The sequence below is a fragment of the Pseudomonas sp. B3G-3 genome (genome assembly GCF_028640915.1).
In the GTDB taxonomy this organism is placed as follows: Bacteria; Pseudomonadota; Gammaproteobacteria; order Pseudomonadales; family Pseudomonadaceae; genus Aquipseudomonas; species Aquipseudomonas chlororaphis_I.
In genome coordinates this window covers 43,780-70,776 of record NZ_JAQZAB010000133.1, presented here as the reverse complement: position 1 = coordinate 70,776, position 26,997 = coordinate 43,780, and the positions used below count along the sequence as shown (strand labels likewise).

Sequence of the window (26,997 nt, the reverse complement as noted above, 5' to 3'; positions counted from 1 at the left end):
CGGTCGCTTCGCAACCGATCGCAGCCTGCGGCAGCGGCTACATGACTTATGCACAAGGATGAATATGAGCAGAAAAGCCGCCGAAGAAGTCAGCAAATTTCTCAGCTACGTGCTGCGCCACGAGCCGCAGGCGATTGGCCTGCAGCTGGACAGCGAAGGCTGGGCCGGGATCGATGCCTTGATCGAGGGTGCCGCCAAGGAAGGACGCCAGCTGACGCCCGAACTAATCGCCGAGGTGGTCGCCAGCAACGACAAGAAACGCTTCGCCCTGTCCGAGGACAGCCAGCGCATTCGCGCCGTGCAAGGCCATTCCAGCAAGACCGTGAGCTTGCAACTGGCCGAGCAGCAGCCACCGGCCGTGCTTTACCACGGCACCGCCACGCGGTTCATGGACTCGATCAACGAGAAAGGCCTGATCCCAGGCACACGCCATCACGTGCACCTGTCACAGGACCTGGCGACCGCCGAAGCGGTGGGGCAGCGTTACGGGAAGGTGGTGATACTCAAGATCGCCGCACAGGACATGCAGGCGCAGGGCTTCAAGTTCTATCAGGCGGAGAACGGGGTCTGGCTGACCGATCAGGTTCCGGCGAATTTCATCGCAATCCTGTAGGAGCTGGCTTGCCAGCGATTGGCCCGCAAGAAGCCCATCGCCGGTCAGCCGGCCCCTACAAGGCTGGGCTCACGCCAGCTTTTCGAACTTCAGATCCCACACACCATGGCCCAGGCGCTCGCCGCGGCGCTCGAACTTGGTGATCGGGCGCTCGGCCGGGCGCGGCACGCACTTGCCGTCTTCGGCCAGGTTGCGGTAACCCGGCGCGACATTCATCACTTCCAGCATGTACTCGGCATAAGGCTCCCAGTCGGTGGCCATATGCAGGATGCCGCCGACCTTCAGCTTGCTGCGCACCAGCTCGGCGAAGGACGCCTGGACGATACGACGCTTGTGGTGACGGCTCTTGTGCCACGGATCGGGGAAAAACAGCATCAGGCGATCCAGGCTGTTATCGGCGATGCAGCGGTTGAGCACTTCGATCGCATCGCAATCGTAGACCCGCAGGTTGGTCAGGCCCTGGGTCAGCACGCCGTTGAGCAGCGCGCCGACACCCGGACGGTGCACTTCCACACCAATGAAATCCTGCTCCGGCGCGGCCGCGGCCATTTCCAGCAGCGAGTGGCCCATGCCGAAGCCGATTTCCAGGGAACGTGGCGCCGAGCGGCCAAACACCTGATCGAAATCCACCGGCGCGTCGGCCAGCGGCAGCACATACAGCGGCGCGCCCTGCTCCAGGCCGCGCTGCTGGCCTTCGGTCATGCGCCCGGCGCGCATCACGAAACTCTTGATGCGGCGGTGTTGGCGCTCGTCGCCGGCTTCCGGCTGGATTGGCGTGTCGTTTGATTCAGTCATCAATGGCTCTTACTTGATCAGACCATCCAGCGGCGAGGAGGCGCTGGCATAGAGTTTCTTCGGCATGCGGCCGGCGAGGTACGCCAGGCGGCCTGCCACAATGGCGTGCTTCATGGCTTCGGCCATCAGCACCGGTTGTTGTGCATGGGCGATGGCCGAGTTCATCAGCACCGCTTCGCAGCCCAGTTCCATGGCGATGGTGGCGTCGGAGGCAGTACCGACACCGGCATCCACCAGCACCGGGACCTTGGCTTCTTCGAGGATGATCTGCAGGTTGTACGGGTTGCAGATCCCCAGGCCAGTACCGATCAGGCCAGCCAGCGGCATGACCGCGATGCAGCCCATTTCCGCCAGCTGGCGGGCGATGATCGGGTCATCGCTGGTGTACACCATCACGTCGAAACCTTCCTTGACCAGCACTTCGGCGGCCTTGAGGGTTTCCAGCACGTTGGGGAACAGGGTTTTCTGGTCGGCCAGCACTTCCAGCTTCACCAGGTTGTGGCCATCGAGCAGTTCACGGGCCAGGCGGCAGGTGCGCACGGCTTCGACCGCGTCATAGCAACCGGCGGTGTTCGGCAGGATGGTGTAGCGGTCCGGCGGCAGGATATCCAGCAGGTTCGGTTCGCCCGGGTTCTGCCCGATATTGGTCCGGCGCACGGCGACGGTGACGATCTCGGCACCCGAGGCTTCGATGGCCAGGCGGGTTTCTTCCATGTCACGGTACTTGCCGGTGCCTACCAGCAAACGCGACTGGTAAGTACGACCGGCCAGGACGAAAGGCTTGTCGCTGCGAACGTTGCTCATCGGAAATCCTCTGTTGGGGTGAGGTTCTTGCAGAATGCTTTATTAGACCAAACGCCGTGAAAACGTAGCGAGCGAAGGCAAGACAAGGCAAAAACAGGCGAGGAACGGTTGGAGTCGCACCCGACTTTACTGGCTGTAAATGAGCATTCCGAGCCTGTTTTTAACGCAGTATTGCGCGCGAAGCCTGCAGTAGTTTTCACGGTGTTTGGCTAGCCGCCGCCGATGGCGTGGACTACTTCGACCTGATCGCCCTCGTTGAGGGTGGTCTCGGCGTGCAGGCTGCGCGGGACGATATCCAGGTTGAGTTCGACCGCGATCCGGCGTCCGGTCAGGTCCAGACGGGTCAGCAGGGCCGCAACGGTTTCGCCGTCGGGCAGTTCAAAGGATTCGCCGTTCAACTGAATGCGCATGCCGGATGCCGCCATCATTTTTAGGGGCCAGCATTCTAGCCCGATCATGACCTAAAGGTCAGCTACAAGCGTCAAGCGGTCAGCTGCAAGCGCCAGGCGGCAAGACCCAGGCATAACCAGCCGATCAGGAAGGCCAGCCCACCGAACGGGGTGACAATGCCCAGCTTGCTGAAACCGGTCAGGGTCAGCAGGTAGAGGCTGCCGGAAAACAGCAGGATGCCGATGGCGAACGAAGCGCCGGCCCAGGTCACCAGGCGGCCGGGGATCTGCGTGGCCAGCAGCGCCACGCCCAGCAGCGCCAGGGTGTGCACCAGCTGGTAAGTGACGCCGGTATGGAAAATCGCCAGGTATTCCGCGCTCAGGCGATTTTTCAGGCCATGGGCAGCGAATGCGCCCAGGGCAACGCCGGTAAAGCCGAAAAAGGCGGCCAGCATCAGGAAACCACGCAGCATGAGGAACTCCAGTCAGAATCGTCGGTCGGGCCTGTATAATGGCGCGCTCAACGGGTTCGGCCAAGCCATCTCTATGCTGCGTTTATTTTTCCGTCGTTTCTCTAAAGCCCTGCTCTGGTTCGCCGTCGGCAGCGTTTTGCTGGTGCTGGTGTTCCGTGTCGTGCCGCCTCCGGGCACGGCCTTGATGGTCGAACGCAAGGTCGAATCCTGGGTCGACGGCGAACCCATCGACCTGCAACGCAGCTGGAAACCCTGGGACGAGATCTCCGACGACCTGAAGGTGGCGGTGATCGCCGGCGAAGACCAGAAGTTCCCTGAACACTGGGGGTTCGACTTCGGCGCGATCCAGGCCGCCTTCGCCCACAACGAGCGCGGCGGTTCGATTCGTGGCGCCAGCACCCTGAGCCAGCAGGTGGCGAAAAACCTGTTCCTGTGGTCCGGACGCAGCTGGCTGCGTAAAGGGCTGGAGGCTTGGTTCACCGGGCTGATCGAGATCTTCTGGCCCAAGCAACGGATTCTCGAGGTCTACCTCAACAGCGTCGAGTGGGACGAAGGCGTATTTGGTGCCGAGGCCGCAGCGCGGCATCACTTCGGCGTCAGCGCGGGCTCGCTGTCGCGGCAGCAGGCCAGCCTGCTGGCCGCAGTCCTGCCCAATCCACGAGTATGGAGTGCCAGCCATCCAAGCAGCTACGTGGCGCAACGGGCCGGCTGGATCCGCCGGCAGATGAGCCAGTTGGGCGGCGACAGCTACCTGCTGGGCCTGAACGATTCGCGCAAGGCGCTGTGGGCGCAGTGACGTTCAATATCTGATCGCGAGCAAGCTTCGCTCCTACAGAAGAATGCGCGGCCCCGTAGGCGCGAAGCTTGCTCGCGATAGCGCCCTTACAGACAGCGCCGCCCCAACGCCACAAACAAAAACGCCCCGATCGGATCGGGGCGTTTTGTACTGCGTGGCGTATTACGCGGCAATCGATAGCTTGAGCTTGTTCATCGCGCTCTTCTCGAGCTGACGGATACGCTCGGCCGAGACGTTGTACTTCTGCGCCAGGTCATGCAGTGTGGCTTTCTCTTCCGCCAGCCAGCGCTGGTAGAGGATGTCGCGGCTGCGGTCGTCCAGCACTTCCAGCGCTTCATGCAGGTTGCTGGTGGAGTTGTCGGTCCAGTCGGCGTCTTCCAGCTGACGAGCCGGATCGTACCGGTGGTCTTCCAGGTAGTTGGCCGGCGATTGGAAGGCGCTGTCGTCATCCGCTTCGGCGGCTGGGTCGAAGGCCATGTCATGGCCGGTCAGGCGGCTTTCCATCTCGCGCACTTCGCGCGGCTCCACACCGAGGCTTTCCGCCACACGATGGACTTCTTCGTTGTTCAACCAGGCCAGGCGCTTCTTCTGGCTGCGCAGGTTGAAGAACAGCTTGCGCTGGGCCTTGGTGGTCGCGACTTTCACGATGCGCCAGTTGCGCAGGATGAACTCGTGGATTTCCGCCTTGATCCAGTGCACGGCGAACGAAACCAGACGCACACCCATTTCCGGGTTGAAGCGTTTTACAGCCTTCATCAGGCCGACGTTGCCTTCCTGAATCAGGTCGGCCTGGGCCAGACCGTAGCCGGAATAGCTACGGGCGATATGTACGACAAAACGCAGGTGGGCGAGCACCATCTGCCGAGCCGCCTCAAGATCCTGCTCATAGTAGAGACTCTCGGCCAGTTCACGCTCCTGCTCGGGCGTCAGCAATGGAATGCTGTTCACCGTGTGCACATAGGCCTCCAGGTTCGCACCCGGGACCAAGGCATAAGCAGGTTGCAAAGAAGTGGTCATACGAAAAAACCTCCGACTCACATAACTCGTGCTTATTCAGCACTGCTGAAAATTGACCGGGAACCACAAAACAAGTTCCCAAAAATTCTAAAAGGTCAATACAAGCAAAAAGACACTATTTCGGCGCCAGCTCCCGCAAGTGACGGGCCACCGCAATCCACGCACCGATATACCCCAACAACACCGCGCCAAGCAAGAGTGATAGACCATCGGCGACCGGCACGCCAGCCAGGGCGAAATCACTGCCGTACAAGCCGGCCAGCCCCACTACCGCGTCGTTCAGCCAGTCGAGGCCGAACGCCAGAACACCCCAGGACAGAATCCCCGCACCGAAGCCATACAAGGCGCCCATATAAAGGAAGGGACGCCGTACATAACTGTCCGTGCCGCCGACGAGTTTAATCACTTCTATCTCGGTGCGGCGGTTTTCAATATGAAGACGAATGGTATTGCCTATCACCAAAAGTAATGCAGAAACCAGCAACACCGTCAGGCCGAAGACAAACCGGTCGCCCAGCTTGAGGATCGCCGCCAGCCGCTCGACCCACACCAGGTCCAGTTGCGCCAGCTGCACCTTGGGCATTTCCGCCAGGCGCTGACGCAAGGCTTCCAGGGTCGCCTTGTCCACTTCGTTCGGCGTGACCAGGACCACGCCCGGCAGCGGGTTCTGCGGCAACTCCTTGAGCGCCTCGCCCAGCCCGGACTGCTGCTGGAACTCGTCCAGGGCCTTGTCCTTGCTGATGAACTCGGCATCCGCCACGCCCGGCATGGCCTTGATCTGCTCACTCAGGCTTTCGCCCTCGGTGGCGCTGGCGTCGAGCTCCAGGTACAGGGAAATCTGCGCCGCGCGCTGCCAGGAGCCACCCAGGCGCTCGACGTTGTTGAGCAACAACGACAAGCCCATCGGCAGGCTCAGGGCCACGGCCATCACCAGGCAGGTGAAGAAACTGCCGATCGGCTGTTTGCCCAGGCGACGCAGGCTGTCGAGCAGGCTGGCGCGATGGCTTTCGATCCAGGCGTGCAGCAGGGTGCTGAAATCCGGACCGTCGTCTTCGTCGCGCTTTTTCTTCTGCGGCGGTTGATCCGGGGCTTTCGGAGCCACGCGTTCGGCCACTTTAGGGCTGCGGGTCGCACTCATACGCTAGCCTCCCCGTCGCCGATCAATCGGCCGCGTTGCAGGGTCAGCATGCGGTGGCGCATGCGCGCGATCAGCGCCAGGTCGTGACTGGCAATCAGCACGCTGGTGCCCAGACGGTTGATATCTTCGAATACGCCCATGATTTCCGCCGCCAGACGCGGGTCGAGGTTACCTGTGGGTTCGTCCGCCAGCAGCAAGGCCGGGCGGTGCACGATGGCGCGGGCAATGCCGACACGCTGCTGCTGACCGGTGGACAGGTCGCCGGGGTAGAGATCGGTCTTGTCCGAGAGCGCCACGCGCTCCAGGGCCGAGTCCACGCGCTTGGCGATTTCGGCCTTGGACAGGCCGAGGATCTGCAGCGGCAAGGCGACATTGTTGAAAACGGTGCGATCGAACAGCAGCTGGTGGTTCTGGAACACCACGCCGATCTGCCGCCGCAGGAACGGAATCTGCGCATTGCTGATGGTGCTCAGGTCCTGACCGGCCAACAGCAGCTTGCCGCTGGTTGGACGCTCCATGGCCAGCAGCAACCGCAGCAGCGTGGACTTGCCGGCGCCAGAATGACCGGTGACGAACAGAAACTCGCCCCGACGAACCCGGAAACTCAGCTCGTGCAAGCCGACATGGCCGTTCGGATAACGCTTACCGACCTGTTCGAAACGAATCATGAACGCTCCCGCTCGGCAAACAGTGCCTGGACAAAGGGTTCGGCTTCAAAGGTACGCAGGTCGTCGATGCCCTCACCGACGCCGATGTAGCGGATCGGCAGGCCGAACTGCTTGGCCAGGGCGAAGATCACCCCGCCCTTGGCGGTGCCGTCGAGCTTGGTCAGGGCCAGGCCGGTCAGCTCGACCGTCTGGTTGAACTGCTTGGCCTGGTTGATGGCGTTCTGGCCGGTACCGGCGTCGAGCACCAGCAACACTTCGTGCGGCGCGTCGGCGTCGAGCTTGCCGATCACCCGGCGGACCTTCTTCAGCTCTTCCATCAGGTTGTCTTTGGTGTGCAGGCGGCCGGCGGTGTCGGCGATCAGCACATCGATGCCACGGGCCTTGGCGGCCTGCACGGCGTCGAAGATCACCGAAGCCGAGTCGGCGCCGGTGTGCTGGGCGATGACCGGGATCTTGTTGCGCTCGCCCCAGACCTGCAGCTGTTCCACGGCCGCGGCGCGGAAGGTGTCGCCTGCGGCGAGCATGACCTTCTTGCCTTCGAGCTGCAGCTTCTTGGCCAGCTTGCCGATGGTGGTGGTCTTGCCGGCGCCGTTGACGCCCACCACCAGAATCACGAACGGCTTGGTTTGCGAAGCGATCCGCAGCGGTTGTTCCACCGGCTTGAGCATGCTCGCCAGCTCGGCCTGCAGCGACTTGTACAGCGCATCGACGTCAGTCAGCTGTTTGCGCGCGACCTTCTGGGTCAGGTTCCGGATGATCACCGCGGTGGCTTCCACGCCCACGTCGGCGGTCAGCAGGCGGGTCTCGATATCTTCCAGTAACTCGTCGTCGATGGTCTTCTTGCCCAGGAACAGGCTGGCCATGCCTTCGCCAATGCTGGCGCTGGTCTTGGACAGGCCCTGCTTGAGGCGAGCGAAGAAGCCGACCTTGTTGTCTTCGGCACGGGGCGGCTCGACGGCAGCAGGCACTTCGACCGCCGCGACCGGAGCAACTGGAGCAACTGGAGCAACTGGAGCAACTGGAGCAACGACAACCGGGGCAGGCTCCGGTGCTCGGACAGGCTCGGGCTGCACGAAGGCCGCGATCACTGGTTGTGGCACGTCCTCCTCTTCGATCGGCGCCTGGGCCGCAGCTGGCTCGCTGTGTGCCAACTCGGCCACCAACAGCTCGGCGGCTTGCTGCACATCGGTCGCGGCCGGAATCGGCGGGGTGATGTGCGGCGCCTGCTCGTCTTCCACCAGCGCCACCGGCTCTTCCGCCACCGGCAGGGTCAGCCAGGGCTTGTGCTCGGGATCGGGGGTCAGCGGCAGTTCCGGCGCAGGAGCATGTTCGACCGCCGGCGCAGGTTGTTCAGGCTGCAGGATCGGCTCGGCGATCGGCGACACCACAGGAGCGGCGACTTCGACAACCGGGGCTTGATCTATAACGGGAGCGGGAGCCGGGGCAGGCTCGACAGGGACTTGTGGCTGTTCGACGACGGTTTCCTGCGGTTTTTTGCGCAGCCATCCGAACAGGCCTTTCTTTTCGCCAGCCGCGGCTGGGGTCTTCTTGTCGTCGTTGGAACCAAACATGGAGGACGGCTATCTCAAGGTAGCGACGCGCCATCAAGGCGCACCGGCAAATAAATATTCGATGCAGAACAGACTGCGTTTCCGCCGGCTTGTTCACGCGCAACATTTTGTCGAGGTGCCCAATGGCATCTCAAGGATCGATTTTACTAAAGGACTGAAACGGCAAAATCGGCGAAAAGTCGAAGTCTAGTCGATAAAACAGCGCTTCTTGCCGGGAACCCATACAACCTGCTCAAGCACACGTTGATCCATGCGAGCCTGATAGGCGTGGCCGCCAGTAAAACGGATCAGTATCCTAGGGCGTGTCATCAATCATTACCAGTACCGCGTGGCCGCCTGAAAACGGGCCAGGCAAGGCGCAGTCCGCCGGAAATGTGTTTTCCTTTCCAAGGACTGCAACGCAGCATGGCCCGCTTTCAGGCGCCACCCGGAGGGCCGGGCCTGCCAGTGCGCAGGGCTGCGTTGCTCGGAGTTTATTTGGAATGACCAAACCACACTCCTCGCGCCTTGCCCTGCGCACTGGCAGGCTCCGGCGCGGTACTGGTAATGATTGATGACACGCCCCAACCTCTCGCCCGTAGGCTAAGACCAAGCGGGCAGTCCAACAGGTTTAAAAAACGAATGAATGCTCTAGCCCGCCGCGCCGCAGGCCTGCTGCTCAGTACGGTTTGTCTGCCCCTTTCAGCCTTGGCTGCCGATCCACAACCCACCCACGAATTCAGCCTCGACAACGGCCTCAAGGTCGTGGTCCGGGAAGACCATCGGGCTCCGGTCGTGGTCTCCCAGGTCTGGTACAAAGTCGGCTCCAGCTACGAAACCCCGGGCCAGACCGGTTTGTCCCACGCCCTGGAACACATGATGTTCAAGGGCAGCGAAAAGGTCGGCCCCGGCGAAGCCTCGCTGATCCTGCGCGACCTGGGCGCCGAAGAGAACGCCTTCACCAGCGACGACTTCACCGCCTATTACCAGGTGCTGGCCCGTGACCGCCTGGGCGTGGCCTTCGAGCTGGAAGCCGATCGCATGGCCAGCCTGCGCCTGCCGCCGGACGAGTTCAGCCGCGAAATCGAAGTGATCAAGGAAGAGCGCCGCCTGCGCACCGACGACAAGCCGATGTCCAAGGCCTTCGAACGCTTCAAGGCGATGGCCTACCCGGCCAGCGGCTACCACACGCCGACCATCGGCTGGATGGCCGACCTCAACCGGATGAAGGTCGAGGAACTGCGCCACTGGTACGAGTCCTGGTATGTGCCGAACAACGCCACCCTGGTGGTGGTCGGCGACGTCACCCCGGACGAAGTCAAAACCCTGGCCCAACGTTATTTCGGCGCCATTCCCAAGCGTGCCGTGCCCGCGGCGAAGATTCCCCTGGAGCTGGCCGAGCCCGGCGAGCGGCAGATCACCCTGCGGGTGAAGACCCAGCTGCCGAGCGTGATGCTGGCCTTCAACGTGCCGAGCATCGCCACTGCCGAAGACAAGCATTCGGTGCACGCCCTGCGCCTGATCGCTGCGCTGCTCGACGGCGGCTACAGCGCCCGCATCCCGACCCGCCTGGAGCGCGGCGAAGAACTGGTGTCCGGCGGTTCGTCGAGCTTCGACGCCTACACCCGCGGCGACAGCCTGTTCCTGCTTTCGGCCATGCCCAACAGCCAGAAGAAAAAAACCATCGCCCAGGCCGAAGCCGGGTTGTGGCGTTTGCTCGAAGAGCTGAAAACCACCCCGCCGACCGCCGAAGAATTGGAGCGCGTGCGCGCCCAGGTGATCGCCGGCCTGGTCTACGAGCGTGACTCCATCACCAGCCAGGCCACCGCCATCGGCCAGTTGGAAACCGTCGGCCTGTCCTGGAAGCTCATGGACACCGAACTCGCCGAACTGCAAAGCGTGACCCCTGAAGACATCCAGAAGGCCGCTCGTACCTATTTCACTCGCGAACGCCTGAGCGTTGCCCACGTATTGCCTGAGGAGTCCGCTCATGAGTAAGCGCAAAAGCGCCAGCCCGGTCCTGCTCGGCCTGGCACTCGTGGCCCTGATCGCCGCCGCCGGCCTTTATCTGCTGCGGGCGAACGAATCCAACGCCAGCCAGGCGCTGGACAAGGCCAAGAGCAGCCAGAAGCTGCAATCCCTGGCCGAGCTCGACGGCAAGGCCCCAAACCACCGCAGCCTCGACATCAAGACCTGGAGCACCGCCGAAGGCGCCAAGGTGCTGTTCGTCGAAGCCCATGAGCTGCCGATGTTCGACATGCGCCTGACCTTCGCCGCCGGCAGCAGCCAGGATGGCGACGCGCCAGGCCTGGCGATGCTGACCAACGCCATGCTCAACGAAGGCGTGGCCGGCAAGGATGTCGGCGCGATCGCCGAAGGTTTCGAAGGCCTGGGTGCCGACTTCGGCAACGGCGCCTACAAGGACATGGCCATCGCCTCCCTGCGCAGCCTGAGCGCACCGGACAAGCGCACGCCGGCCCTGCAACTGTTCGCCGATGTCGTCGGCAAGCCGACCTTCCCGGCCGACTCCCTGGCGCGCATCAAGAACCAGATGCTCGCCGGTTTCGAATACCAGAAGCAGAACCCCGGCAAGCTGGCGAGCCTGGAACTGATGAACCGCCTGTACGGCAGCCATCCGTATGCCCACTCCAGCGACGGCACCGCGCAGAGCGTACCGCCGATCAGCCTGGCCCAGCTGCGGGCGTTCCACGCCAAGGCCTATGCCGCCGGCAACGTGGTGATCGCCCTGGTGGGCGACCTGTCGCGCAGCGATGCCGAGGCGATTGCCGCACAGATCTCCTCTGCCCTGCCCAAAGGCCCGGCGCTGGCGAAAATCCCGCAACCGACCGAACCACAGGCCAGCATCGGCCATATCGAATACCCGTCCAGCCAGACCAGCCTGCTGCTGGCGCAACTGGGCATCGATCGTGACGCCCCGGATTACGCCGCGCTGTCCCTGGGCAACCAGATCCTTGGTGGCGGTGGTTTTGGCACCCGGCTGATGAGCGAAGTGCGCGAGAAGCGCGGCCTGACCTACGGCGTCTATTCCGGCTTCAGCCCGATGCAGGCCCGTGGTCCGTTCATGATCAACCTGCAGACCCGCGCCGAAATGAGCGAGGGCACCCTCAAGCTGGTGCAGGACGTGCTCGCCGACTACCTCAAGACCGGCCCGACCCAGAAGGAACTCGACGACGCCAAGCGCGAGCTGGCCGGCAGCTTCCCGCTGTCCACCGCCAGCAACGCCGACATCGTCGGCCAACTGGGCGCCATCGGCTTCTACAACCTGCCGCTGAGCTATCTTGAAGACTTCATGCAGCAGTCCCAGAGCCTGACGGTGGAGCAAGTCCGGGATGTACTGAACAAGCACCTGAGCGCGGACAAGATGGTCGTCGTCACCGCCGGTCCGACCGTGCCGCAAAAGCCGTTGCCGGCCCCTACTGACAAACCCGCCGAGCAGCCGCTCGGGGTTCCGGAGCACTAATGGCCAGCCCATCGCGTCCCAGCAAGAAACCCGTCCACAACCAGCACAACGGTGTGGGCCAACTGCGCATCATCGGCGGCGAGTGGCGCAGCCGTCGCCTGAGCTTCCCCGATGTGCCGGGCCTGCGCCCGACTCCGGACCGGGTGCGCGAAACCCTGTTCAACTGGCTGGCGCCTTATGTCGCCGGGGCCAAGGTGCTCGACCTGTTCGCCGGCAGCGGCGCGCTGTTTCTCGAAGCCCTGTCCCGTGGCGCCGCCATGGGCCAGGCGCTGGATGCCAGCAACCTGGCCGTGTCGCGCCTGCGCGAGCACCTGGGCACCCTGCGCTGCACCGTCGGTCAGGTGCAGACCGCCGACGCCCTGCGTTATCTGGAAACCCAGCCGGCCAGCCGTTTCGACCTGGTGTTCCTCGACCCGCCGTTCCATCAGAACCTGCTGCCGGCCGCCTGCGCCCTGCTGGAAGAACGCGACTGGCTGGCCGACGACGCCTGGGTCTATACCGAAAGTGAAACCGCGCCGTCGACCCTCGGCCTCCCGGCGAACTGGCGCCTACACCGCGAGCAAAAATCCGGGCAGGTGTACTACGCCTTGTGGCAACGTATGGCAGAGATCGCCGGTTAAACCACTGGCCTGAAAAGGTGCGCAGCCCCGCCGGGGACGCGCACCGCTGCTACGAGAATCACCGTGCCTACTCCGTCAGATCGCTTCATTCCCGCCTTCGGCCTCGGCAACCCGCACCTGCAAACCCTGTGGGGCCCGCTGTGGCGCAAGACCACTCACCTCGACCGCCAGCGCGAACGCCTGTGGCTCGACGACGGCGACTTTCTCGATCTCGACTGGCACGGCCCGCACACCGCCACCGCGCCCCTGGTGCTGGTGCTGCACGGCCTGACCGGTTCTTCCAATTCGCCTTACGTGGCCGGCCTGCAAAAGGCCCTGGCGAACCAGGGCTGGGCCAGCGCGGCGCTGAACTGGCGCGGCTGCTCGGGCGAGCCGAACCTGCTGCCACGCAGCTACCACTCGGGCGCCAGCGAAGACCTGGCCGCCGCCATCGACCACCTGCGCAGCAAGCGCCCGCTGGCCCCGCTGTTCGCGGTGGGCTACTCGCTGGGCGGCAATGTATTGCTCAAGCACCTGGGGGAAAGCGGCAGCGCCAGCCAGCTGCAAGGCGCCGTCGCGGTATCGGTGCCGTTTCGCCTGGACCAGTGCGCCGACCGCATCGGCCAGGGCTTTTCCAAGGTCTACCAGGCGCATTTCATGCGCGAGATGCTGGCCTACATCAAGGACAAGCAGCGCCAGTTCCAGCACGACGGGCGCCATGAAGGCCTGGCCGTGCTGGAGCGGCTCGGGCCGCTGGAAAAGCTGCGCACCTTCTGGGACTTCGACGGCCGGGTCACCGCGCCGCTGAATGGCTTTGCCGATGCCCAGGATTATTACCGGCGTGCCTCCAGCCGCTATTTCCTTGGGGAAATCCGCACACCAACCCTGATCATCCAGGCCGCGGACGATCCTTTCGTATTCCCCCACAGCCTGCCGGAAGCCCGGGAGCTGTCCGGCAGCACCCACTTCGAATTGCAGGCCAAGGGTGGGCACGTCGGCTTTGTCGAGGGTTCGGTGAAGACGCCGGGTTATTACCTGGAACGGCGCATTCCCCAGTGGCTGTCCGGCCTGGGGGGCGAGCTGCGATGAACAGCGGCCAGGGCGAATCGATCCGTTTCTGGCAAACCGCACCCCTGGCCGGCGTGGAGTTGCTGGCCGCGCGTTATATCGAGCATCGCTTCGTGCCCCATGTGCATGACGGCTATGTGATCGGCATGATCATGGACGGCGCCCAGCGCTACCGTTATCGCGGCGCCGAGCACCTGGCGGGGCGCGGCACCCTGGTGCTGATCAACCCGGACGAGTTGCACACCGGCCACAAAGGCACCGAGGACGGCTGGCTGTACCGGGCGTTTTATCCGGACAACGCGCAAATCCTCGCCATGCTGGGCGAGCTGGAATTGCCCACTGACAGCCTGCCGGCCTTCGGCGCCACGCTGTATCGCGACCCCGATCTGGTCAGCGGCTTCTGCCAGTTGCATCAATTACTGGAAAGCCCGGCCACCGCCCTGCAACAACAGACCCTGTGGCGGGAAATGATGCTCTTGCTGCTGCGGCGTCACGCCGGGGTCAAGGCGCCGGGCAAACCCGGACGGGAACACCGGGCGATCGTCCAGGCCAAGGAGTTGCTGCAAGCGCAGCTGGCCGCCCCGCCGTCCCTGGAAGAACTGGCCGCGGCGGTCAATCTCTCGCCGTTTCATTTCGCCCGGGTATTCCGTCGCGCCACCGGCATGCCGCCGCACACCTGGCTGATGCAACAGCGCATCGCCCAGGCCCGGGCATTGCTGCGCGACGGTTGCCTGCCGCTGGAGGTGGCGACGCAATTGGGGTTCGCCGACCAGAGCCATCTGAGCCGGCAGTTCAAGCAGGTCTATGGCGTGGGGCCGGCAGCCTACCGCAGCGCCCGCCAGTTTCTCTGAAACAGCACCTGTCCCCTGTAGGAGCGAAGCTTGCTCGCGAAAAATGTCTCAGGCGACGCGGTCCAGCAGAAACAACGCAGCGCCTGGATCGCGAGCCAGCTTCGCTCCTACGGTAAGGGGATTCAGTCGCCCGTGGCGACCGCGCGCTGCGGATCGGTGATCCATTCGCTCCAGGAGCCGGCATACAACTTGCCCAGGGGATAACCGGCCAGGCACAGGGCGAACAGGTTGTGACAGGCAGTCACGCCCGAGCCGCAGTACGCCACCAGTTCGGTCGGCGCACGCTCGCCCAGCTTCGCGGCAAAACGCTTCTTGAGCTGATCGGCCGGCAGGAAACGGCCGTCGCTGTCCAGGTTGTCGGTGAACGCCGCACATTGCGCGCCGGGGATATGCCCGGCCACCGGGTCGATCGGCTCCACCTCGCCGCGAAAGCGTGGCTGGGCGCGGGCGTCGAGCAGGGTCAGGGTCGGCTGGCCGAGGCGTTTTTGCAGCTGCTCGGCACTCAGCAGCAGGGTTTTGTCGGGCTGGCCCGTGAAATGGCCGAGAACATTGGTCGGCGGATCCAGGCTCAACGGCAGGCCCGCGGCGTGCCAGGCTTTCAGGCCGCCATCGAGGATGAACACACCGTCGCGCTTGCCCAGCCAGGCCAGCAGCCACCAGGCGCGGGCGGCATAGGCACCGGGGCCGTCGTCGTAGAGCACGATGTCGCTGTCGGCGTCGATGCCCCAGGCCTGCAGGCGCGCGATCAGCGTCGCCGGTTCGGGCAGCGGATGGCGCCCGGTCACGCCCTTGACCACCCGTCCACTGAGATCACGCTCCAGGTCGGCAAAATGCGCGCCGGCCAGATGCCCGCTGGCATAACTGCGCTGGCCGTAATCCGGGTCTTCCAGGGCAAAACGACAATCGAGAATCACCAGCCCGGGCTGCTCCAGGCGAGCGGCCAATTGCTGTGGACTGATCAGTTGCGCGATGGGCATGACGGGCTCCAGTAATTGAACGATGACTTGATCCAGATCCTACTGCACTTCTTCCAGGGCTTGCGCCAGGGGCACGTAAAACTCGTCGTATAGCGCGTCGACCGCCTCCCGGGCGTGGTCGGTGACGAACCCGGCCTCCAGCACCAGCACCTGGTACACACCGCGCTTGATGGCTTCTTCGCTCAGGTGCGCGGAGTTTTCCCGGGTGGTGCACAAAAAACGCACCCAGGAGGTAAGGATGATCCAGGCATTGAGGGTCAGGGACTCGATCTGCACCTTGTCCATCCGCAGGATGCCGGCCTCGACGAAACCTTCGTAGATCGCCGTGCCGTGGATCAGGCAGCGCTGGGAGAAACGCCGGTAACGGGCGGCCAGTTCGGCGTCGCTGTCGAGCAGGTGTTCCAGGTCGCGGTGCAGGAAGCGATAGCGCCACATGGCGGCCAGCAGTTCCTGCAGGTAATAGCGCTTGTCCTCCACGGTCACGCTGCGGCCCTGGGGCAGGCGCAGGAAGCTGTCGACCAGGGCTTCGTACTCGCAGAACAGCACGGCGATAATCGCCTGCTTGTTGGGGAAGTGGTAATACAGGTTGCCCGGCGAAATCTCCATGTGGGCGGCAATGTGATTGGTGCTGACACTGCGTTCGCCTTGCTGGTTGAACAGCTCCAGGCTGTTCTGGACGATACGTTCGCGGGTTTTTATGCGTGGGGCCATGAGCGTGGGCTTTAATCGAGAAGGCATTGCCCGGCATCTTACGACCTATCCCCGATGGGATAAATCAAAGCTGGCCCGGGATCTCATTTGACATTTTAGAGTATAAACTCTAAAAATCTCCCACCCACAAAAACCGGAGCCGCCCATGTCTGCCGAAATCGCCTACTTGCCGGAAGCCCACCAGCAGCTGGATGAGCTCCACCGTCTGTTCGCTGTCCAGCGCCAGGCCTTCGCGGCCAACCCCATGCCACCGGCCGCCCAGCGCCAGCAATGGCTCAAGAGCCTGCGCGACCTGCTCGACAGCGAACGCCAGGCCCTGATCGAGGCCATCAGCGAAGACTTCAGCCATCGCAGCGCCGACGAAACCCTGCTCGCCGAAATCATGCCCAGCCTGCAGGGTATCCACTACGCCAGCAAACACCTCAAGGGCTGGATGAAACCTTCGCGGCGCAAAGTCGGCGTGGCCTTCCAGCCGGCCTCGGCCAAGGTCGTCTACCAGCCGCTGGGCGTGGTCGGGGTGATCGTGCCGTGGAACTACCCGCTGTTCCTGGCCATCGGCCCGCTGGTCGGCGCGCTCGCCGCCGGCAACCGGGTATTGCTCAAGCTCAGCGAATCGACCCCCGCCACCGGCCTGCTGCTCAAGCGCCTGCTGGCCAAGGCGTTCCCCGAGGACCTGGTCGCCGTGGTGCTGGGCGAAGCCGACGTGGGCGTGGCCTTCTCCCGGCTGCCTTTCGATCACCTGCTGTTCACCGGCGCCACCAGCATCGGCAAGCACGTGATGCGCGCTGCGGCGGAAAACCTGACCCCGGTGACCCTGGAGCTGGGCGGCAAATCCCCGGCCATCGTTTCCGACGACGTGCCGCTCAAGGACGCCGCCGAACGCATCGCCTTCGGCAAGACCATGAACGCCGGCCAGACCTGCGTCGCCCCGGACTACGTGCTGGTCCCGGAACACCGCGTCGGCGCCTTCGTCGACGCCTATCGCCAGGTGGTCCGGGGCTTCTTCCCGACCCTGGTCGACAACCCCGACTACACGGCGATCATCAACCCGCGGCAACTGGCGCGCCTGAACAGCTACATCAGCGACGCCACCAGCAAGGGCGCGCTGCTGATCCCGCTGTTCGAGGAAAACCAGGAGCGGCGCATGGGCCACAGCCTGATGCTCAATGTCAGCGACGACATGACGGTGATGCAGGACGAGATCTTCGGCCCGATCCTGCCGATCGTGCCCTACACCGGCCTGGACCAGGCCTTCGCCTACATCAACCAGCGCCCTCGCCCCCTGGCGCTCTACTACTTCGGCTACGACAAGGCCGAGCAGGAGCGGGTACTCAACGAAACCCACTCGGGCGGGGTCTGCCTCAACGACACCCTGCTGCACGTCGCCCAGGACGACATGCCGTTCGGCGGCATCGGCCACTCGGGCATGGGCCATTACCACGGTCACGAGGGTTTCCTGACCTTCAGCAAAGCCAAGGGTGTACTGAGCAAGCAGCGCCTGAATGCCGCGCGACTGATCTACCCGCCTTATGGCAAACCGATCCAGAAGCTGATCCAGAAGCTGTTCATCCGCTAACCAGACCATTGCCGGGTAATAACGATAATGACTCCCAGCCTGCCTGCAGCACCCGTACTGTCGCGCCGTGGCCTGTTGAAAATTGGCCTGTGCGCCAGCGCGTTCCTGACCACCGCCGGCCTCGGCGCCAGCCTCAGCGGCTGCTCGTCCGGCACCGCGGCCAGCGGCTTTACCGCATTGCGCAGCAGTGACCTGCCGGTGCTGCGGGCGCTGATCCCGGTCATGCTCGACGGCGCCGTGGCTGCCGAGAAGCTGCCGGCGGCGCTCGACGCCACCCTGAACAGCCTGGATCACAGCCTCGACCACTTGTCGCCTGAGATGCTCAAGCTCACCCGCCAGCTGTTCGACGTGCTGGGCATGGGCATCACCCGCGGCCCCCTGACCGGCATCTGGGGCAGCTGGGAAAACGCCAGCGCCGAAGACATCCGGCACTTTCTCGAACGCTGGAAAAACAGCTCCCTCAGCCTGCTGCGCATGGGCCACGCGTCACTGCTGCAACTGGTGATGATGGCCTGGTACAGCCGCCCCGAATCCTGGGCCCATTGCGGTTATCCCGGGCCGCCCAGGATCTGACACCCGTAGCCGCTGCCGCAGGCTGCGATAAGCCCCGCAGGGGCTTGTTTTGCAGTCGATCGCAGTCTGCGGCAGCAGCTACAGAAATACAGAACAACTAGAGAGCGCCTGATATGCCCGTACCCGATCTGTTTCGCGAAGGCCTGGCCCGAGGCTGGAAAACCTACAACGGCTCGCAATTGCAGGAGGACCTGACCCTCGAAGCGGATGTCGCCATCATCGGCAGCGGCGCGGGCGGCGGCACCAGCGCCGAGATCCTCAGCGCCGCCGGCTACAAGGTGCTGCTGATCGAAGAAGGGCCGCTCAAGACCAGCGACGACTTCAAGATGCTCGAGGACCAGGCCTACGCCAGCCTCTATCAGGAAGGCATCGGCCGCATGAGCAAGGATGGCGCCATCACCATCCTGCAAGGCCGCGCGGTCGGCGGCACCACCCTGATCAACTGGACGTCCAGCTTCCGTACTCCCGAGCCGACCCTGGAGCACTGGGCCAAGGAGCACGGCGTCAAGGGCCACAACCCGGCCGAGATGGCGCCCTGGTTCGAAAAAATGGAGCAGCGCCTGGGGGTCGCCCCGTGGATCATGCCGCCCAACGCCAACAACGACGTGATCAGGATCGGCTGCGAAAAGCTCGGCTACAGCTGGCACGTGATCCCGCGCAACGTGCGCGGCTGCTGGAACCTTGGCTATTGCGGCATGGGCTGCCCGACCAACGCCAAGCAGTCGATGATGGTCACCACCATTCCCGCGACCCTGGAGAAAGGCGGCGAGCTGCTGTACCTGGCCCGCGCCGAGCGCTTGCAGATCAAGGGCGACCAGGTCGAGAGCCTGCTCTGCCTGGCCATGGACGAGCGCTGCGTGGCGCCCACCGGGCGCACCATCAAGGTCAAGGCCCGGCACTACGTGCTGGCCGGTGGCGGCATCAACAGCCCGGCCCTGCTGCTGCGCTCCGATGCGGCCGATCCGCACAAACGCCTGGGCAAACGCACCTTCCTGCACCTGGTGAACTTCTCCGCCGGGCAGTTCGACCAGGTGATCAACCCGTTCTACGGTGCGCCGCAGTCGATCTACTCCGATCATTTCCAGTGGCAGGACGGCGCCACTGGCAAGATGTCCTACAAGCTCGAGGTACCACCGCTGCAACCGGCGCTGGCCGCCACCCTGCTCGGCGGTTTCGGCCCGCAAAGCGCCCTGAACATGCAGCAACTGCCCCACACCCACGCCATGCTCGCGCTGCTGCGCGACGGTTTTCACCCGGACAGCAGCGGCGGCAGCGTGGAACTGCGCGGCGACGGTTCGCCGGTGCTCGACTATCAGGTCTCGGACTACGCCTGGGACGGCGTGCGCCGGGCCTTTCACAGCATGGCGCAGATCCAGTTCGCCGGCGGCGCCAAGGCGGTCATGCCGATGCACAGCGATGCCCGCTACGTGAAGACCCTGGCCGAGGCCAGGACCCTGATCGACGGCCTGAACCTTGCGCTGTACCGCACCCGCCTGGGCAGCGCCCATGTGATGGGCGGTTGCGCCATGGGCGAAGACCCGAAAAACGCTGTCGCCGACAGCCTGGGCCGCCATCACCAACTGGCCAATCTGTCGATCCACGACGGTTCGCTGTTCCCCACCAGCATCGGCGCCAATCCGCAATTGTCGGTCTACGGCCTGACCGCGCAACTGGCCACGGCCCTGGCCGAACGGCTGAAAAGCAGGTGAAAACGCCGCTTATTTTCGTCGTCTATAGTGCTTTCTTCCGTTACAGGCGACTTGGCCGACCGGAAAGGCTGCGATACCATCCGACTCCCCAACGGACTCCCGCCAGGACGACGCGATGAACCGAGTGTTGTACCCAGGTACCTTCGACCCTATTACCAAGGGCCATGGCGATCTGGTCGAACGCGCCTCGCGCCTGTTCGATCATGTGATCATCGCCGTCGCCGCCAGCCCGAAGAAAAACCCGCTTTTTCCCCTGGAACAGCGTGTGGAACTGGCTCGCGAGGTCACCAAGCATCTGCCGAACGTTGAAGTCGTCGGTTTTTCCACGCTGCTCGCGCATTTCGCCAAGGAGCAGAACGCCAATGTCTTCCTGCGGGGGCTGCGGGCGGTTTCGGACTTCGAATACGAATTCCAGCTGGCCAACATGAACCGCCAACTGGCGCCGGACGTGGAAAGCCTGTTCCTCACGCCGTCTGAACGTTATTCGTTCATTTCCTCGACCCTGGTCCGGGAAATCGCGGCATTGGGCGGCGATATCAGCAAGTTCGTGCATCCGGCCGTGGCCGACGCCCTGACCCTGCGCTTCAAGAAATAACCCCCGCGGGAGCTGGCGCGGCCTGCGCCAGCTTCCGCGCAGCCGACCTGCAAACGCCCCTCCCATCGAGCCCCGCGTGCACTGCGCTCGCCAATGCGGCACAATTGCGCCATTGGTTTTTCAAATGCCTGGGCCCGCCGCCCCGGCCGGAGTGCCCCATGTCCCTGATCATCACCGACGATTGCATCAACTGCGACGTCTGCGAACCCGAGTGCCCGAACGCCGCGATTTCCCAAGGCGAAGAGATCTACGTGATCGACCCGAACCTGTGCACCCAATGTGTCGGCCACTATGACGAGCCGCAATGCCAGCAGGTCTGCCCGGTGGATTGCATCCCGCTGGACGAGGCCCACCCGGAGACCGAAGAAGAGTTGATGGCCAAGTACCGGAAGATCACCGGCAAGGCTTGAGAAATTTAGCGCCTGGCTGGACGCCTTCGCGGGCAAGTCGGATCGCCGCCCGCTCGCCCCTACAGGGTTTTGCTTCTGTAGGAGCGAGGCTTGCCCGCGATGCTTTTCAGCTCTGGCATTTAGGGCAGAACACGCTCGCACGCTGCCCCAGCTTGATCTCGCGCAGCCCCGTGCCACAGACCTTGCAGTGTTCCCCGCCACGCCCGTAGACGAACAGTTCCTGCTGGAAATAGCCCGGCTGCCCGTCGCCGCCGATAAAGTCGCGCAGGGTGGTGCCACCGCGCTCGATGGCCGCGGCCAGGATACGTTTGATCTCGATCGCCAGCTTCAGGTAGCGCGCCCGGGAAATCCCCTTGGCTTCGCGACGCGGGTCGATGCCGGCGGCGAACAGCGCTTCGGTCGCGTAGATATTGCCCACCCCCACCACCACCGCGTTGTCCATGATGAACGGCTTGACCGCCATCGAACGTCCCCGCGACAGCTGATACAGGCGCTCGCCGTCGAACAGGTCGGTCAGCGGCTCCGGCCCCAGGCGGATCAGCAGCTCGTGATTGAGCGGATCGAGGCTCCAGAGCATCGCGCCAAAGCGCCGCGGGTCGGTGTAGCGCAGTGCCAGGCCGGACTCCAGCTCGATATCGACATGCTCGTGCTTGGCCGCCGGCAGGCCGACTTCCACCAGGCGCAGGTTGCCCGACATACCCAGGTGACTGATCAGGGTGCCGACTTCGGCATTGATCAGCAGGTACTTGGCGCGGCGCTCGACCTTGACGATCTGCTGGCCGGACAGGCGCACATCGAGGTCCTCCGGAATCGGCCAGCGCAGACGCCGCTCGCGCACGATCACGCGGCTGACGCGCTGCCCTTCCAGGTGCGGCGCGATACCGCGCCGGGTGGTTTCGACTTCCGGTAATTCAGGCATGTGCGCCTCGTGTTCTCTATAACGTGGTCGGGAATCAGTGCGCGCCCAGTTCGCGCACGGTTTCCTTGAGGTTCTCGAAGTCATAGTCGGACAGGCCGACGTAATCGAGGATCAGATGGCCGATGCTGTTCCATTCATGATCATCGACCTGATTGCCCAGCACCCGGTAGGACGCGCAGATATGCTCGGCCATTTTCAGGATCGCCAGCAGGTTCTTCAGCTGGCTGTTGCGCGAAGACTCGTCGCTGAAGATCGCCAGCGCGTTGTGATGATTGGCGATGGCGTTGGTCACGTGCTCCGGCAGGCGCCAGGACTTGGCCGTGTAGTAACCGACCACCGCGTGGTTGGTATTGAACACACGGTTTTCCGTGTCCACCACCCGGTTCTCGGGGCCCGCGCTGGCGTAGGCCTCTTCCAGCACCGTCATGTAGTCGGGGAAGCGCTTGAGCATCAACGGCACGCCGCAATCGTGGAACAGCCCCAGGGCATAGGCTTCGTCGACCGCTTGCGAGCCGGTGCGCTTGGCCAGGGTCAGGCAGGTCATCGCCACATCCTGGGCGGTGTCCCAGAAACGATTGAGGGTGACGATGGTTTCGTCGCTCATCTCGCCCTTGATCGACTGCGCGTTGATCAGGTTGATGATCGAACGGCTACCCAGCAGGTTCACCGCGCGCTGGATCGAGGCGATCTTGTTGCTCAGCCCGTAATACGGCGAGTTGACGATTTTCAGCAGGGCGCCGGAAAGGCCCGGATCCTGGGAGATCAGCCGCGCGATCACTTCCAGGTCAGGGTCGGGCATGTACTGCTCCATCTGCAAATCCACCATGATTTGCGGTTGGGGCGGCACGCTGATGCCTTGCAGGGCCTGTTGAATCTGTTCGGCGGAAAGCTCTTGGGACATAGATACGCACTCTGGACTAGGCGGCGATTCTAACCCTTTAAAAGGCGCCCATGGCCACCCGACAGGAACTTTACAACGGGCGCCTCGGGGCAACGCCGGGGCAGGCGCGGGATATCCATGGCGGGTCTGCCCTGTCACCGCATATCCACTCGCCAGCCTCTCGGCGAGCGCAACACGTTATACTCCCGCTCTTTTTTCCGGAGCGACGTCATGTCCCTGCCAAGCCTGCGCCTCAAAGCCAACGCCGATCGCCGCCTGCGCGCCGGCCACCTGTGGGTCTACAGCAACGAAATCGATGTAGCCGCCACCCCACTCCACGGCTTCAAGGCAGGCGACCAGGCAGTGCTGGAAGCCGCCGGCGGCAAGCCGCTGGGCGTCGTCGCCATGAGCCCGAACAACCTGATCTGCGCCCGCCTGCTGTCGCGCGACGCCAAGCTGGCGCTGGACAAATCGTTGCTGGTGCACCGCCTGAACGTGGCCCTGTCGCTGCGCGAGCGCCTGTTCGACAAGCCGTTCTACCGGCTGGTCTACGGCGACTCCGACCTGCTGCCGGGCCTGGTGGTCGACCGTTTCGGCGACATCCTCGTGGTGCAGCTGGCGTCGGCGACCATGGAACAGCACAAGGACGACGTGATCGCCGCCCTGGTCCAGGTGCTCAAGCCCAGCGGCATCCTGTTCAAGAACGACTCCGCCGCGCGTGATGCCGAAGGCCTCAACCGCTACGTGGAAACCGTGTTCGGCCTGGTGCCGGAATGGGTCGCCCTGGAAGAGAACGGTGTGAAGTTCGAAGCCCCGGTGATGGAAGGCCAGAAAACCGGCTGGTTCTACGACCACCGCATGAACCGCGCCCGCCTGGCGCCTTACGCCAAGGGCAAGCGCGTGCTGGACCTGTTCAGCTACATCGGCGGCTGGGGCGTGCAGGCCGGCGCCTTCGGTGCCAGCGAAGTGTTCTGTGTCGATGCCTCGGGCTTCGCCCTCGATGGCGTTGAGCGCAACGCCGCACTGAACGGCATCGCCGAGAAAGTCACCTGCATCGAAGGCGACGTATTCGAGGCCCTGAAAGAACTCAAGGCCGCCGAAGAGCGTTTCGACGTGATCGTGGCCGACCCGCCCGCCTTCATCAAACGCAAGAAAGACCTGAAGAACGGCGAAGGCGCCTACCGCCGCCTGAACGAACAGGCCATGCGCCTGCTCAGCAAGGACGGCATCCTGGTCAGCGCTTCGTGCTCGATGCATCTGCCGGAAGACGACCTGCAGAACATCCTGCTCACCAGCGCCCGCCACCTGGACCGCAATATCCAGCTGCTGGAACGCGGCGGCCAGGGCCCGGACCACCCGGTGCACCCGGCCATCCCGGAAACCCGCTACATCAAGAGCATCACCTGCCGCCTGCTGCCTAACAGCTAATCGCTACACAAGGCGTTACAAAACCTGTAGGAGCGAGCTTGCTCGCGAAAAACGTCAACGATAACGCGCCCGCCCTGCCGAATCGCAGTGCCTGATGTTTTTTTCGCGAGCAAGCTCGCTCCTACAGATACATCCAGTCCCATTGTCACTACGACAGCCTTCTTCACAGCACCTACCGTTGCTCTTCCATCCATCGAAGAGGACAACGGAATGTCCAACACGCCACACGCCCATCGCCTGCGCCTCGGTCGCTACTCGGAATCGGGCCGTATCTACCTGCTCACGGCTGTCACCCGAAACCGTTCAGCCATCTTCCACGACTGGCACCTCGGTCGCCGGGTAGTCAACGAACTCAGGTATGCCCAACAAACAGGCGCAGCAACCTCGCTAGCCTGGGTGGTAATGCCCGACCATTTCCACTGGCTGGTGGAACTGCACAACGGCGATTTGCCGCGGCTGATGCAAGCCACCAAATCTCGTAGCGCCAGAGCCATCAACCGAACCCGCGAAAGCTCCGCCCCCGTCTGGCAGCAAGGCTATTTCGATCGCGCACTGCGTCGTGACGAAGACCTGAAAGCCATGGCCCGCTACATCATCGCCAACCCGCTGCGCGCCGAGCTGGTCCAACACATCGGTGACTATCCGCTATGGGATGCCATCTGGCTCTGACCTTACGGCCCCCACGAATCCCCTGTAGGAGCGAGCTTGCTCGCGAAAAATCTCAAGGACGCCGCACACATCCTGCATGTCCGCGTCATCATTGAAGCCCTTCGCGAGCAAGCTCGCTCCTACAGGTTCAGGTCAGCCGTCCTGCCACAGCGTTTCGCGGCATTCCTTCCTGGCGCCAGCGGTGTAGAATCGCGAGATTCATCGCCAGTCATCCCCCGGCGGGTTTATGAGCTCAGGCTGAGGCGCGCGGCGATCCCGCGGCGTCATCGGCAGCTTCAGGACACACGGCCATTTCTGAGTGTTCCAGAGGTCAATAGAAGCTCACTCCCCATTTGTTACCTGATTAGCCGCCCGGAGTGCTCCATGCCTGATTACCGCTCGAAAACATCCACCCACGGCCGCAACATGGCCGGCGCCCGCGCACTGTGGCGCGCCACGGGGATGAAAGATGACGACTTCAAGAAGCCGATCATCGCCATTGCCAACTCCTTCACCCAGTTCGTACCGGGCCACGTGCACCTCAAGGACCTGGGCCAGCTGGTCGCCCGCGAAATCGAACGCGCCGGCGGCGTGGCCAAGGAATTCAACACCATCGCCGTGGATGACGGCATCGCCATGGGTCACGACGGCATGCTGTATTCGCTGCCGAGCCGCGAGATCATCGCCGACTCCGTGGAATACATGGTCAACGCCCACTGCGCCGACGCCATCGTCTGCATCTCCAACTGCGACAAGATCACCCCCGGCATGCTGATGGCCGCCCTGCGCCTGAACATCCCGGTGATCTTCGTCTCCGGCGGCCCGATGGAAGCCGGCAAGACCAAGCTCGCCTCCCACGGCCTCGACCTGGTCGACGCCATGGTGATCGCCGCCGACTCCAGCGCTTCTGACGAGAAGGTCGCCGAGTACGAGCGCAGCGCCTGCCCGACCTGCGGTTCCTGCTCCGGCATGTTCACCGCCAACTCGATGAACTGCCTGACCGAAGCCCTGGGCCTGGCCCTGCCGGGCAACGGTTCGACCCTGGCCACCCACAGCGACCGCGAGCAGCTGTTCCTGCAGGCCGGCCGCACCATCGTCGAGCTGTGCAAGCGCTACTACGGCGAGAACGACGAGTCGGTGCTGCCGCGCAACATCGCCAACTTCAAGGCGTTCGAGAACGCCATGATGCTCGACATCGCCATGGGCGGTTCGACCAACACCATCCTGCACCTGCTGGCCGCCGCCCAGGAAGCCGAGATCGACTTCGACCTGCGCGACATCGACCGCCTGTCCCGCAGCGTGCCGCAGCTGTGCAAGGTGGCGCCGAACATCCAGAAGTACCACATGGAAGACGTGCACCGCGCCGGCGGCATCTTCAGCATCCTCGGTTCCCTGGCCCGTGGCGGCCTGCTGCACACCGACCTGCCGACCGTGCACAGCCGCAGCATGGAAGAAGCCATCGCCAAGTGGGACATCACCCAGACCAACGACGAAGCGGTGCACCACTTCTTCAAGGCAGGCCCGGCCGGCATCCCGACCCAGACCGCGTTCAGCCAGTCGACCCGCTGGCCGAGCCTCGACGACGACCGTGAACACGGCTGCATTCGCAGCGTCGAGCACGCCTACTCGAAAGAAGGCGGCCTGGCCGTGCTGTACGGCAACATCGCCTTGGACGGCTGCGTGGTGAAGACCGCCGGCGTCGACGAGTCGATCCACGTCTTCGAAGGCAACGCGAAGATCTTCGAAAGCCAGGACAGCGCAGTACGCGGCATCCTCGCCGACGAAGTGAAGGAAGGCGACATCGTCATCATTCGCTACGAAGGTCCGAAAGGCGGCCCGGGCATGCAGGAAATGCTCTACCCGACCTCCTACCTGAAGTCCAAGGGCCTGGGCAAAGCCTGTGCCCTGCTGACCGACGGCCGCTTCTCCGGCGGTACCTCGGGCCTGTCCATCGGCCACGCTTCGCCGGAAGCTGCCGCGGGCGGCGCCATCGGCCTGGTCCAGGACGGCGACAAGGTGCTGATCGACATTCCGAACCGCTCGATCAACCTGTTGGTCAGCGACGAAGAACTGGCCGCCCGCCGTGTGGAGCAGGACAAGAAAGGCTGGAAGCCGGTGGAAAAACGCCCACGCAAGGTGACCACCGCCCTGAAGGCCTACGCCCTGCTGGCCACCAGCGCCGACAAGGGCGCGGTGCGCAACAAGGCAATGCTCGACGGCCTGTGATTGCCTGCCGCTGAATGAAAATGCCCCGCCAAGTGCGGGGCATTTTTTTGCCTGGAGATCGGCCTCTGCGAGGCCTATCGCGGGCAAGCCTCGCTCCTACAGA

Annotated in this window: 27 protein-coding genes; 15 read left to right on the top strand and 12 right to left on the bottom strand. The window is 63.7% G+C overall.

Features of this window, described 5'->3' with window-relative positions:
- The first annotated feature begins 64 nt into the window (after positions 1-64).
- A complete protein-coding gene (locus PVZ80_RS30430; RefSeq protein ID WP_016704843.1) occupies positions 65-613 on the top strand; it encodes an RNA 2'-phosphotransferase in 549 nt (182 codons plus the stop codon).
- A gap of 69 nt (positions 614-682) precedes the next feature.
- On the opposite strand, the gene trmB is transcribed toward PVZ80_RS30430, so the two are convergent.
- From trmB to PVZ80_RS30410, 4 genes are all read right to left on the bottom strand, one after another.
- Entirely contained in the window at positions 683-1,408 is a 726-nt protein-coding gene (gene trmB, locus PVZ80_RS30425) for a tRNA (guanosine(46)-N7)-methyltransferase TrmB (protein WP_016704842.1), read from the bottom strand.
- 9 nt (positions 1,409-1,417) lie between these two features.
- Positions 1,418-2,212, bottom strand: a complete 795-nt coding sequence (locus tag PVZ80_RS30420) for a thiazole synthase (RefSeq protein ID WP_007921204.1) — start codon at positions 2,210-2,212, stop codon at positions 1,418-1,420.
- Positions 2,213-2,421: 209 nt separating this feature from the next.
- Positions 2,422-2,622, bottom strand: coding sequence for a sulfur carrier protein ThiS (gene thiS, locus PVZ80_RS30415; protein ID WP_016704841.1), 201 nt, complete (start codon positions 2,620-2,622; stop codon positions 2,422-2,424).
- A gap of 71 nt (positions 2,623-2,693) precedes the next feature.
- The gene (locus PVZ80_RS30410) at positions 2,694-3,074 is read right to left on the bottom strand and encodes a DUF423 domain-containing protein (protein ID WP_009051323.1); all 381 of its coding nucleotides are present in this window, start codon (positions 3,072-3,074) and stop codon (positions 2,694-2,696) included.
- Positions 3,075-3,147: 73 nt separating this feature from the next.
- On the opposite strand from PVZ80_RS30410, the gene mtgA reads away from it, so the two are divergent.
- The gene (gene mtgA / locus PVZ80_RS30405; RefSeq protein ID WP_029527268.1) at positions 3,148-3,870 is read left to right on the top strand and encodes a monofunctional biosynthetic peptidoglycan transglycosylase; all 723 of its coding nucleotides are present in this window, start codon (positions 3,148-3,150) and stop codon (positions 3,868-3,870) included.
- 162 nt (positions 3,871-4,032) lie between these two features.
- Here the strand turns inward: mtgA and rpoH are convergent, their stop codons facing one another.
- From rpoH to ftsY, 4 genes are all read right to left on the bottom strand, one after another.
- Positions 4,033-4,887, bottom strand: a complete 855-nt coding sequence (gene rpoH / locus PVZ80_RS30400) for an RNA polymerase sigma factor RpoH (protein ID WP_007921212.1) — start codon at positions 4,885-4,887, stop codon at positions 4,033-4,035.
- A 115-nt stretch (positions 4,888-5,002) separates the two neighbouring features.
- Positions 5,003-6,025, bottom strand: a complete 1,023-nt coding sequence (gene ftsX, locus PVZ80_RS30395; protein WP_110175770.1) for a permease-like cell division protein FtsX — start codon at positions 6,023-6,025, stop codon at positions 5,003-5,005.
- A complete protein-coding gene (gene ftsE, locus PVZ80_RS30390; protein WP_009051326.1) occupies positions 6,022-6,693 on the bottom strand; it encodes a cell division ATP-binding protein FtsE in 672 nt (223 codons plus the stop codon). Before ftsE ends, ftsX begins: the two co-directional genes overlap by 4 nt.
- Positions 6,690-8,264: a signal recognition particle-docking protein FtsY gene (gene ftsY, locus PVZ80_RS30385; protein WP_273864949.1), complete on the bottom strand. Its 1,575-nt coding sequence runs from the start codon at positions 8,262-8,264 to the stop codon at positions 6,690-6,692. Before ftsY ends, ftsE begins: the two co-directional genes overlap by 4 nt.
- Before the next feature lie 621 nt (positions 8,265-8,885).
- Between ftsY and PVZ80_RS30380 the strand changes: the two genes are divergently transcribed.
- The 5 genes from PVZ80_RS30380 (at position 8,886) to PVZ80_RS30360 (ending at position 14,242) form a co-directional block, all read left to right on the top strand.
- Positions 8,886-10,241, top strand: a complete 1,356-nt coding sequence (locus PVZ80_RS30380; protein ID WP_009051328.1) for a M16 family metallopeptidase — start codon at positions 8,886-8,888, stop codon at positions 10,239-10,241.
- A complete protein-coding gene (locus PVZ80_RS30375; protein ID WP_273864948.1) occupies positions 10,234-11,724 on the top strand; it encodes a M16 family metallopeptidase in 1,491 nt (496 codons plus the stop codon). The genes PVZ80_RS30380 and PVZ80_RS30375 overlap by 8 nt, the downstream gene beginning before the upstream one ends.
- The gene (rsmD, locus tag PVZ80_RS30370) at positions 11,724-12,344 is read left to right on the top strand and encodes a 16S rRNA (guanine(966)-N(2))-methyltransferase RsmD (RefSeq protein ID WP_007921224.1); all 621 of its coding nucleotides are present in this window, start codon (positions 11,724-11,726) and stop codon (positions 12,342-12,344) included. The genes PVZ80_RS30375 and rsmD overlap by 1 nt, the downstream gene beginning before the upstream one ends.
- 63 nt (positions 12,345-12,407) lie before the next feature.
- Positions 12,408-13,412, top strand: coding sequence for a hydrolase (locus PVZ80_RS30365; RefSeq protein ID WP_110175766.1), 1,005 nt, complete (start codon positions 12,408-12,410; stop codon positions 13,410-13,412).
- The gene (locus PVZ80_RS30360; RefSeq protein WP_257371983.1) at positions 13,409-14,242 is read left to right on the top strand and encodes an AraC family transcriptional regulator; all 834 of its coding nucleotides are present in this window, start codon (positions 13,409-13,411) and stop codon (positions 14,240-14,242) included. Before PVZ80_RS30365 ends, PVZ80_RS30360 begins: the two co-directional genes overlap by 4 nt.
- A gap of 122 nt (positions 14,243-14,364) precedes the next feature.
- Here the strand turns inward: PVZ80_RS30360 and PVZ80_RS30355 are convergent, their stop codons facing one another.
- Positions 14,365-15,219 carry a sulfurtransferase gene (locus tag PVZ80_RS30355; protein WP_016704833.1) on the bottom strand — a complete coding sequence of 285 codons (855 nt, stop codon included), beginning with the start codon at positions 15,217-15,219 and terminating at the stop codon, positions 14,365-14,367.
- 39 nt (positions 15,220-15,258) lie between these two features.
- The gene (locus PVZ80_RS30350; protein WP_038575050.1) at positions 15,259-15,930 is read right to left on the bottom strand and encodes a TetR/AcrR family transcriptional regulator; all 672 of its coding nucleotides are present in this window, start codon (positions 15,928-15,930) and stop codon (positions 15,259-15,261) included.
- 145 nt (positions 15,931-16,075) lie between these two features.
- Here PVZ80_RS30350 and PVZ80_RS30345 point away from each other — a divergent pair, with 145 nt between their 5' ends.
- The 5 genes from PVZ80_RS30345 to PVZ80_RS30325 all read left to right on the top strand — a co-directional run bounded on the left by PVZ80_RS30345 (position 16,076) and on the right by PVZ80_RS30325 (position 20,793).
- On the top strand, positions 16,076-17,506 hold the full coding sequence (locus tag PVZ80_RS30345; protein ID WP_038636068.1) for a coniferyl aldehyde dehydrogenase: 1,431 nt from the start codon (positions 16,076-16,078) through the stop codon (positions 17,504-17,506).
- A 27-nt stretch (positions 17,507-17,533) separates the two neighbouring features.
- Positions 17,534-18,079, top strand: a complete 546-nt coding sequence (locus PVZ80_RS30340; RefSeq protein ID WP_016704831.1) for a hypothetical protein — start codon at positions 17,534-17,536, stop codon at positions 18,077-18,079.
- 113 nt (positions 18,080-18,192) lie between these two features.
- The gene (locus PVZ80_RS30335; RefSeq protein WP_273864947.1) at positions 18,193-19,788 is read left to right on the top strand and encodes a GMC family oxidoreductase; all 1,596 of its coding nucleotides are present in this window, start codon (positions 18,193-18,195) and stop codon (positions 19,786-19,788) included.
- A gap of 115 nt (positions 19,789-19,903) precedes the next feature.
- Complete coding sequence (gene coaD / locus PVZ80_RS30330) at positions 19,904-20,383, top strand: pantetheine-phosphate adenylyltransferase (RefSeq protein WP_003229157.1); 480 nt, start codon at positions 19,904-19,906, stop codon at positions 20,381-20,383.
- Between the two features lie 158 nt (positions 20,384-20,541).
- The gene (locus PVZ80_RS30325) at positions 20,542-20,793 is read left to right on the top strand and encodes a YfhL family 4Fe-4S dicluster ferredoxin (protein WP_007921257.1); all 252 of its coding nucleotides are present in this window, start codon (positions 20,542-20,544) and stop codon (positions 20,791-20,793) included.
- A 106-nt stretch (positions 20,794-20,899) separates the two neighbouring features.
- On the opposite strand, the gene mutM is transcribed toward PVZ80_RS30325, so the two are convergent.
- Positions 20,900-21,712, bottom strand: a complete 813-nt coding sequence (gene mutM / locus PVZ80_RS30320) for a bifunctional DNA-formamidopyrimidine glycosylase/DNA-(apurinic or apyrimidinic site) lyase (RefSeq protein ID WP_007921258.1) — start codon at positions 21,710-21,712, stop codon at positions 20,900-20,902.
- A 34-nt stretch (positions 21,713-21,746) separates the two neighbouring features.
- Complete coding sequence (locus PVZ80_RS30315) at positions 21,747-22,559, bottom strand: HDOD domain-containing protein (RefSeq protein ID WP_164485217.1); 813 nt, start codon at positions 22,557-22,559, stop codon at positions 21,747-21,749.
- A 264-nt stretch (positions 22,560-22,823) separates the two neighbouring features.
- Here PVZ80_RS30315 and PVZ80_RS30310 point away from each other — a divergent pair, with 264 nt between their 5' ends.
- The 3 genes from PVZ80_RS30310 (at position 22,824) to ilvD (ending at position 26,894) form a co-directional block, all read left to right on the top strand.
- Positions 22,824-24,020, top strand: coding sequence for a class I SAM-dependent rRNA methyltransferase (locus PVZ80_RS30310; protein ID WP_007921262.1), 1,197 nt, complete (start codon positions 22,824-22,826; stop codon positions 24,018-24,020).
- 210 nt (positions 24,021-24,230) lie between these two features.
- A complete protein-coding gene (locus PVZ80_RS30305; RefSeq protein WP_273864946.1) occupies positions 24,231-24,689 on the top strand; it encodes an REP-associated tyrosine transposase in 459 nt (152 codons plus the stop codon).
- A 363-nt stretch (positions 24,690-25,052) separates the two neighbouring features.
- The gene (ilvD, locus tag PVZ80_RS30300) at positions 25,053-26,894 is read left to right on the top strand and encodes a dihydroxy-acid dehydratase (protein WP_028683538.1); all 1,842 of its coding nucleotides are present in this window, start codon (positions 25,053-25,055) and stop codon (positions 26,892-26,894) included.
- The last annotated feature ends 103 nt before the right edge of the window (positions 26,895-26,997 follow it).

Excerpts from the sequence above, each read along its gene's own strand:
- trmB (WP_016704842.1), bottom strand. The coding sequence starts at position 1,408 with ATGACTGAATCAAACGACACGCCAATCCAGCCGGAAGCCGGCGACGAG.
- PVZ80_RS30410 (WP_009051323.1), bottom strand. The coding sequence starts at position 3,074 with ATGCTGCGTGGTTTCCTGATGCTGGCCGCCTTTTTCGGCTTTACCGGC.
- rpoH (WP_007921212.1), bottom strand. The coding sequence starts at position 4,887 with ATGACCACTTCTTTGCAACCTGCTTATGCCTTGGTCCCGGGTGCGAAC.
- PVZ80_RS30430 (WP_016704843.1), top strand. The coding sequence starts at position 65 with ATGAGCAGAAAAGCCGCCGAAGAAGTCAGCAAATTTCTCAGCTACGTG.
- PVZ80_RS30420 (WP_007921204.1), bottom strand. The coding sequence starts at position 2,212 with ATGAGCAACGTTCGCAGCGACAAGCCTTTCGTCCTGGCCGGTCGTACT.
- PVZ80_RS30305 (WP_273864946.1), top strand. The coding sequence starts at position 24,231 with ATGTCCAACACGCCACACGCCCATCGCCTGCGCCTCGGTCGCTACTCG.
- ftsX (WP_110175770.1), bottom strand. The coding sequence starts at position 6,025 with ATGAGTGCGACCCGCAGCCCTAAAGTGGCCGAACGCGTGGCTCCGAAA.
- mtgA (WP_029527268.1), top strand. The coding sequence starts at position 3,148 with ATGCTGCGTTTATTTTTCCGTCGTTTCTCTAAAGCCCTGCTCTGGTTC.
- mutM (WP_007921258.1), bottom strand. The coding sequence starts at position 21,712 with ATGCCTGAATTACCGGAAGTCGAAACCACCCGGCGCGGTATCGCGCCG.
- PVZ80_RS30335 (WP_273864947.1), top strand. The coding sequence starts at position 18,193 with ATGCCCGTACCCGATCTGTTTCGCGAAGGCCTGGCCCGAGGCTGGAAA.
- PVZ80_RS30345 (WP_038636068.1), top strand. The coding sequence starts at position 16,076 with ATGTCTGCCGAAATCGCCTACTTGCCGGAAGCCCACCAGCAGCTGGAT.
- PVZ80_RS30325 (WP_007921257.1), top strand. The coding sequence starts at position 20,542 with ATGTCCCTGATCATCACCGACGATTGCATCAACTGCGACGTCTGCGAA.
- thiS (WP_016704841.1), bottom strand. The coding sequence starts at position 2,622 with ATGCGCATTCAGTTGAACGGCGAATCCTTTGAACTGCCCGACGGCGAA.
- ftsY (WP_273864949.1), bottom strand. The coding sequence starts at position 8,264 with ATGTTTGGTTCCAACGACGACAAGAAGACCCCAGCCGCGGCTGGCGAA.
- PVZ80_RS30355 (WP_016704833.1), bottom strand. The coding sequence starts at position 15,219 with ATGCCCATCGCGCAACTGATCAGTCCACAGCAATTGGCCGCTCGCCTG.
- PVZ80_RS30350 (WP_038575050.1), bottom strand. The coding sequence starts at position 15,930 with ATGGCCCCACGCATAAAAACCCGCGAACGTATCGTCCAGAACAGCCTG.
- PVZ80_RS30380 (WP_009051328.1), top strand. The coding sequence starts at position 8,886 with ATGAATGCTCTAGCCCGCCGCGCCGCAGGCCTGCTGCTCAGTACGGTT.
- ilvD (WP_028683538.1), top strand. The coding sequence starts at position 25,053 with ATGCCTGATTACCGCTCGAAAACATCCACCCACGGCCGCAACATGGCC.
- ftsE (WP_009051326.1), bottom strand. The coding sequence starts at position 6,693 with ATGATTCGTTTCGAACAGGTCGGTAAGCGTTATCCGAACGGCCATGTC.
- PVZ80_RS30360 (WP_257371983.1), top strand. The coding sequence starts at position 13,409 with ATGAACAGCGGCCAGGGCGAATCGATCCGTTTCTGGCAAACCGCACCC.
- PVZ80_RS30375 (WP_273864948.1), top strand. The coding sequence starts at position 10,234 with ATGAGTAAGCGCAAAAGCGCCAGCCCGGTCCTGCTCGGCCTGGCACTC.
- PVZ80_RS30310 (WP_007921262.1), top strand. The coding sequence starts at position 22,824 with ATGTCCCTGCCAAGCCTGCGCCTCAAAGCCAACGCCGATCGCCGCCTG.
- PVZ80_RS30340 (WP_016704831.1), top strand. The coding sequence starts at position 17,534 with ATGACTCCCAGCCTGCCTGCAGCACCCGTACTGTCGCGCCGTGGCCTG.
- rsmD (WP_007921224.1), top strand. The coding sequence starts at position 11,724 with ATGGCCAGCCCATCGCGTCCCAGCAAGAAACCCGTCCACAACCAGCAC.
- coaD (WP_003229157.1), top strand. The coding sequence starts at position 19,904 with ATGAACCGAGTGTTGTACCCAGGTACCTTCGACCCTATTACCAAGGGC.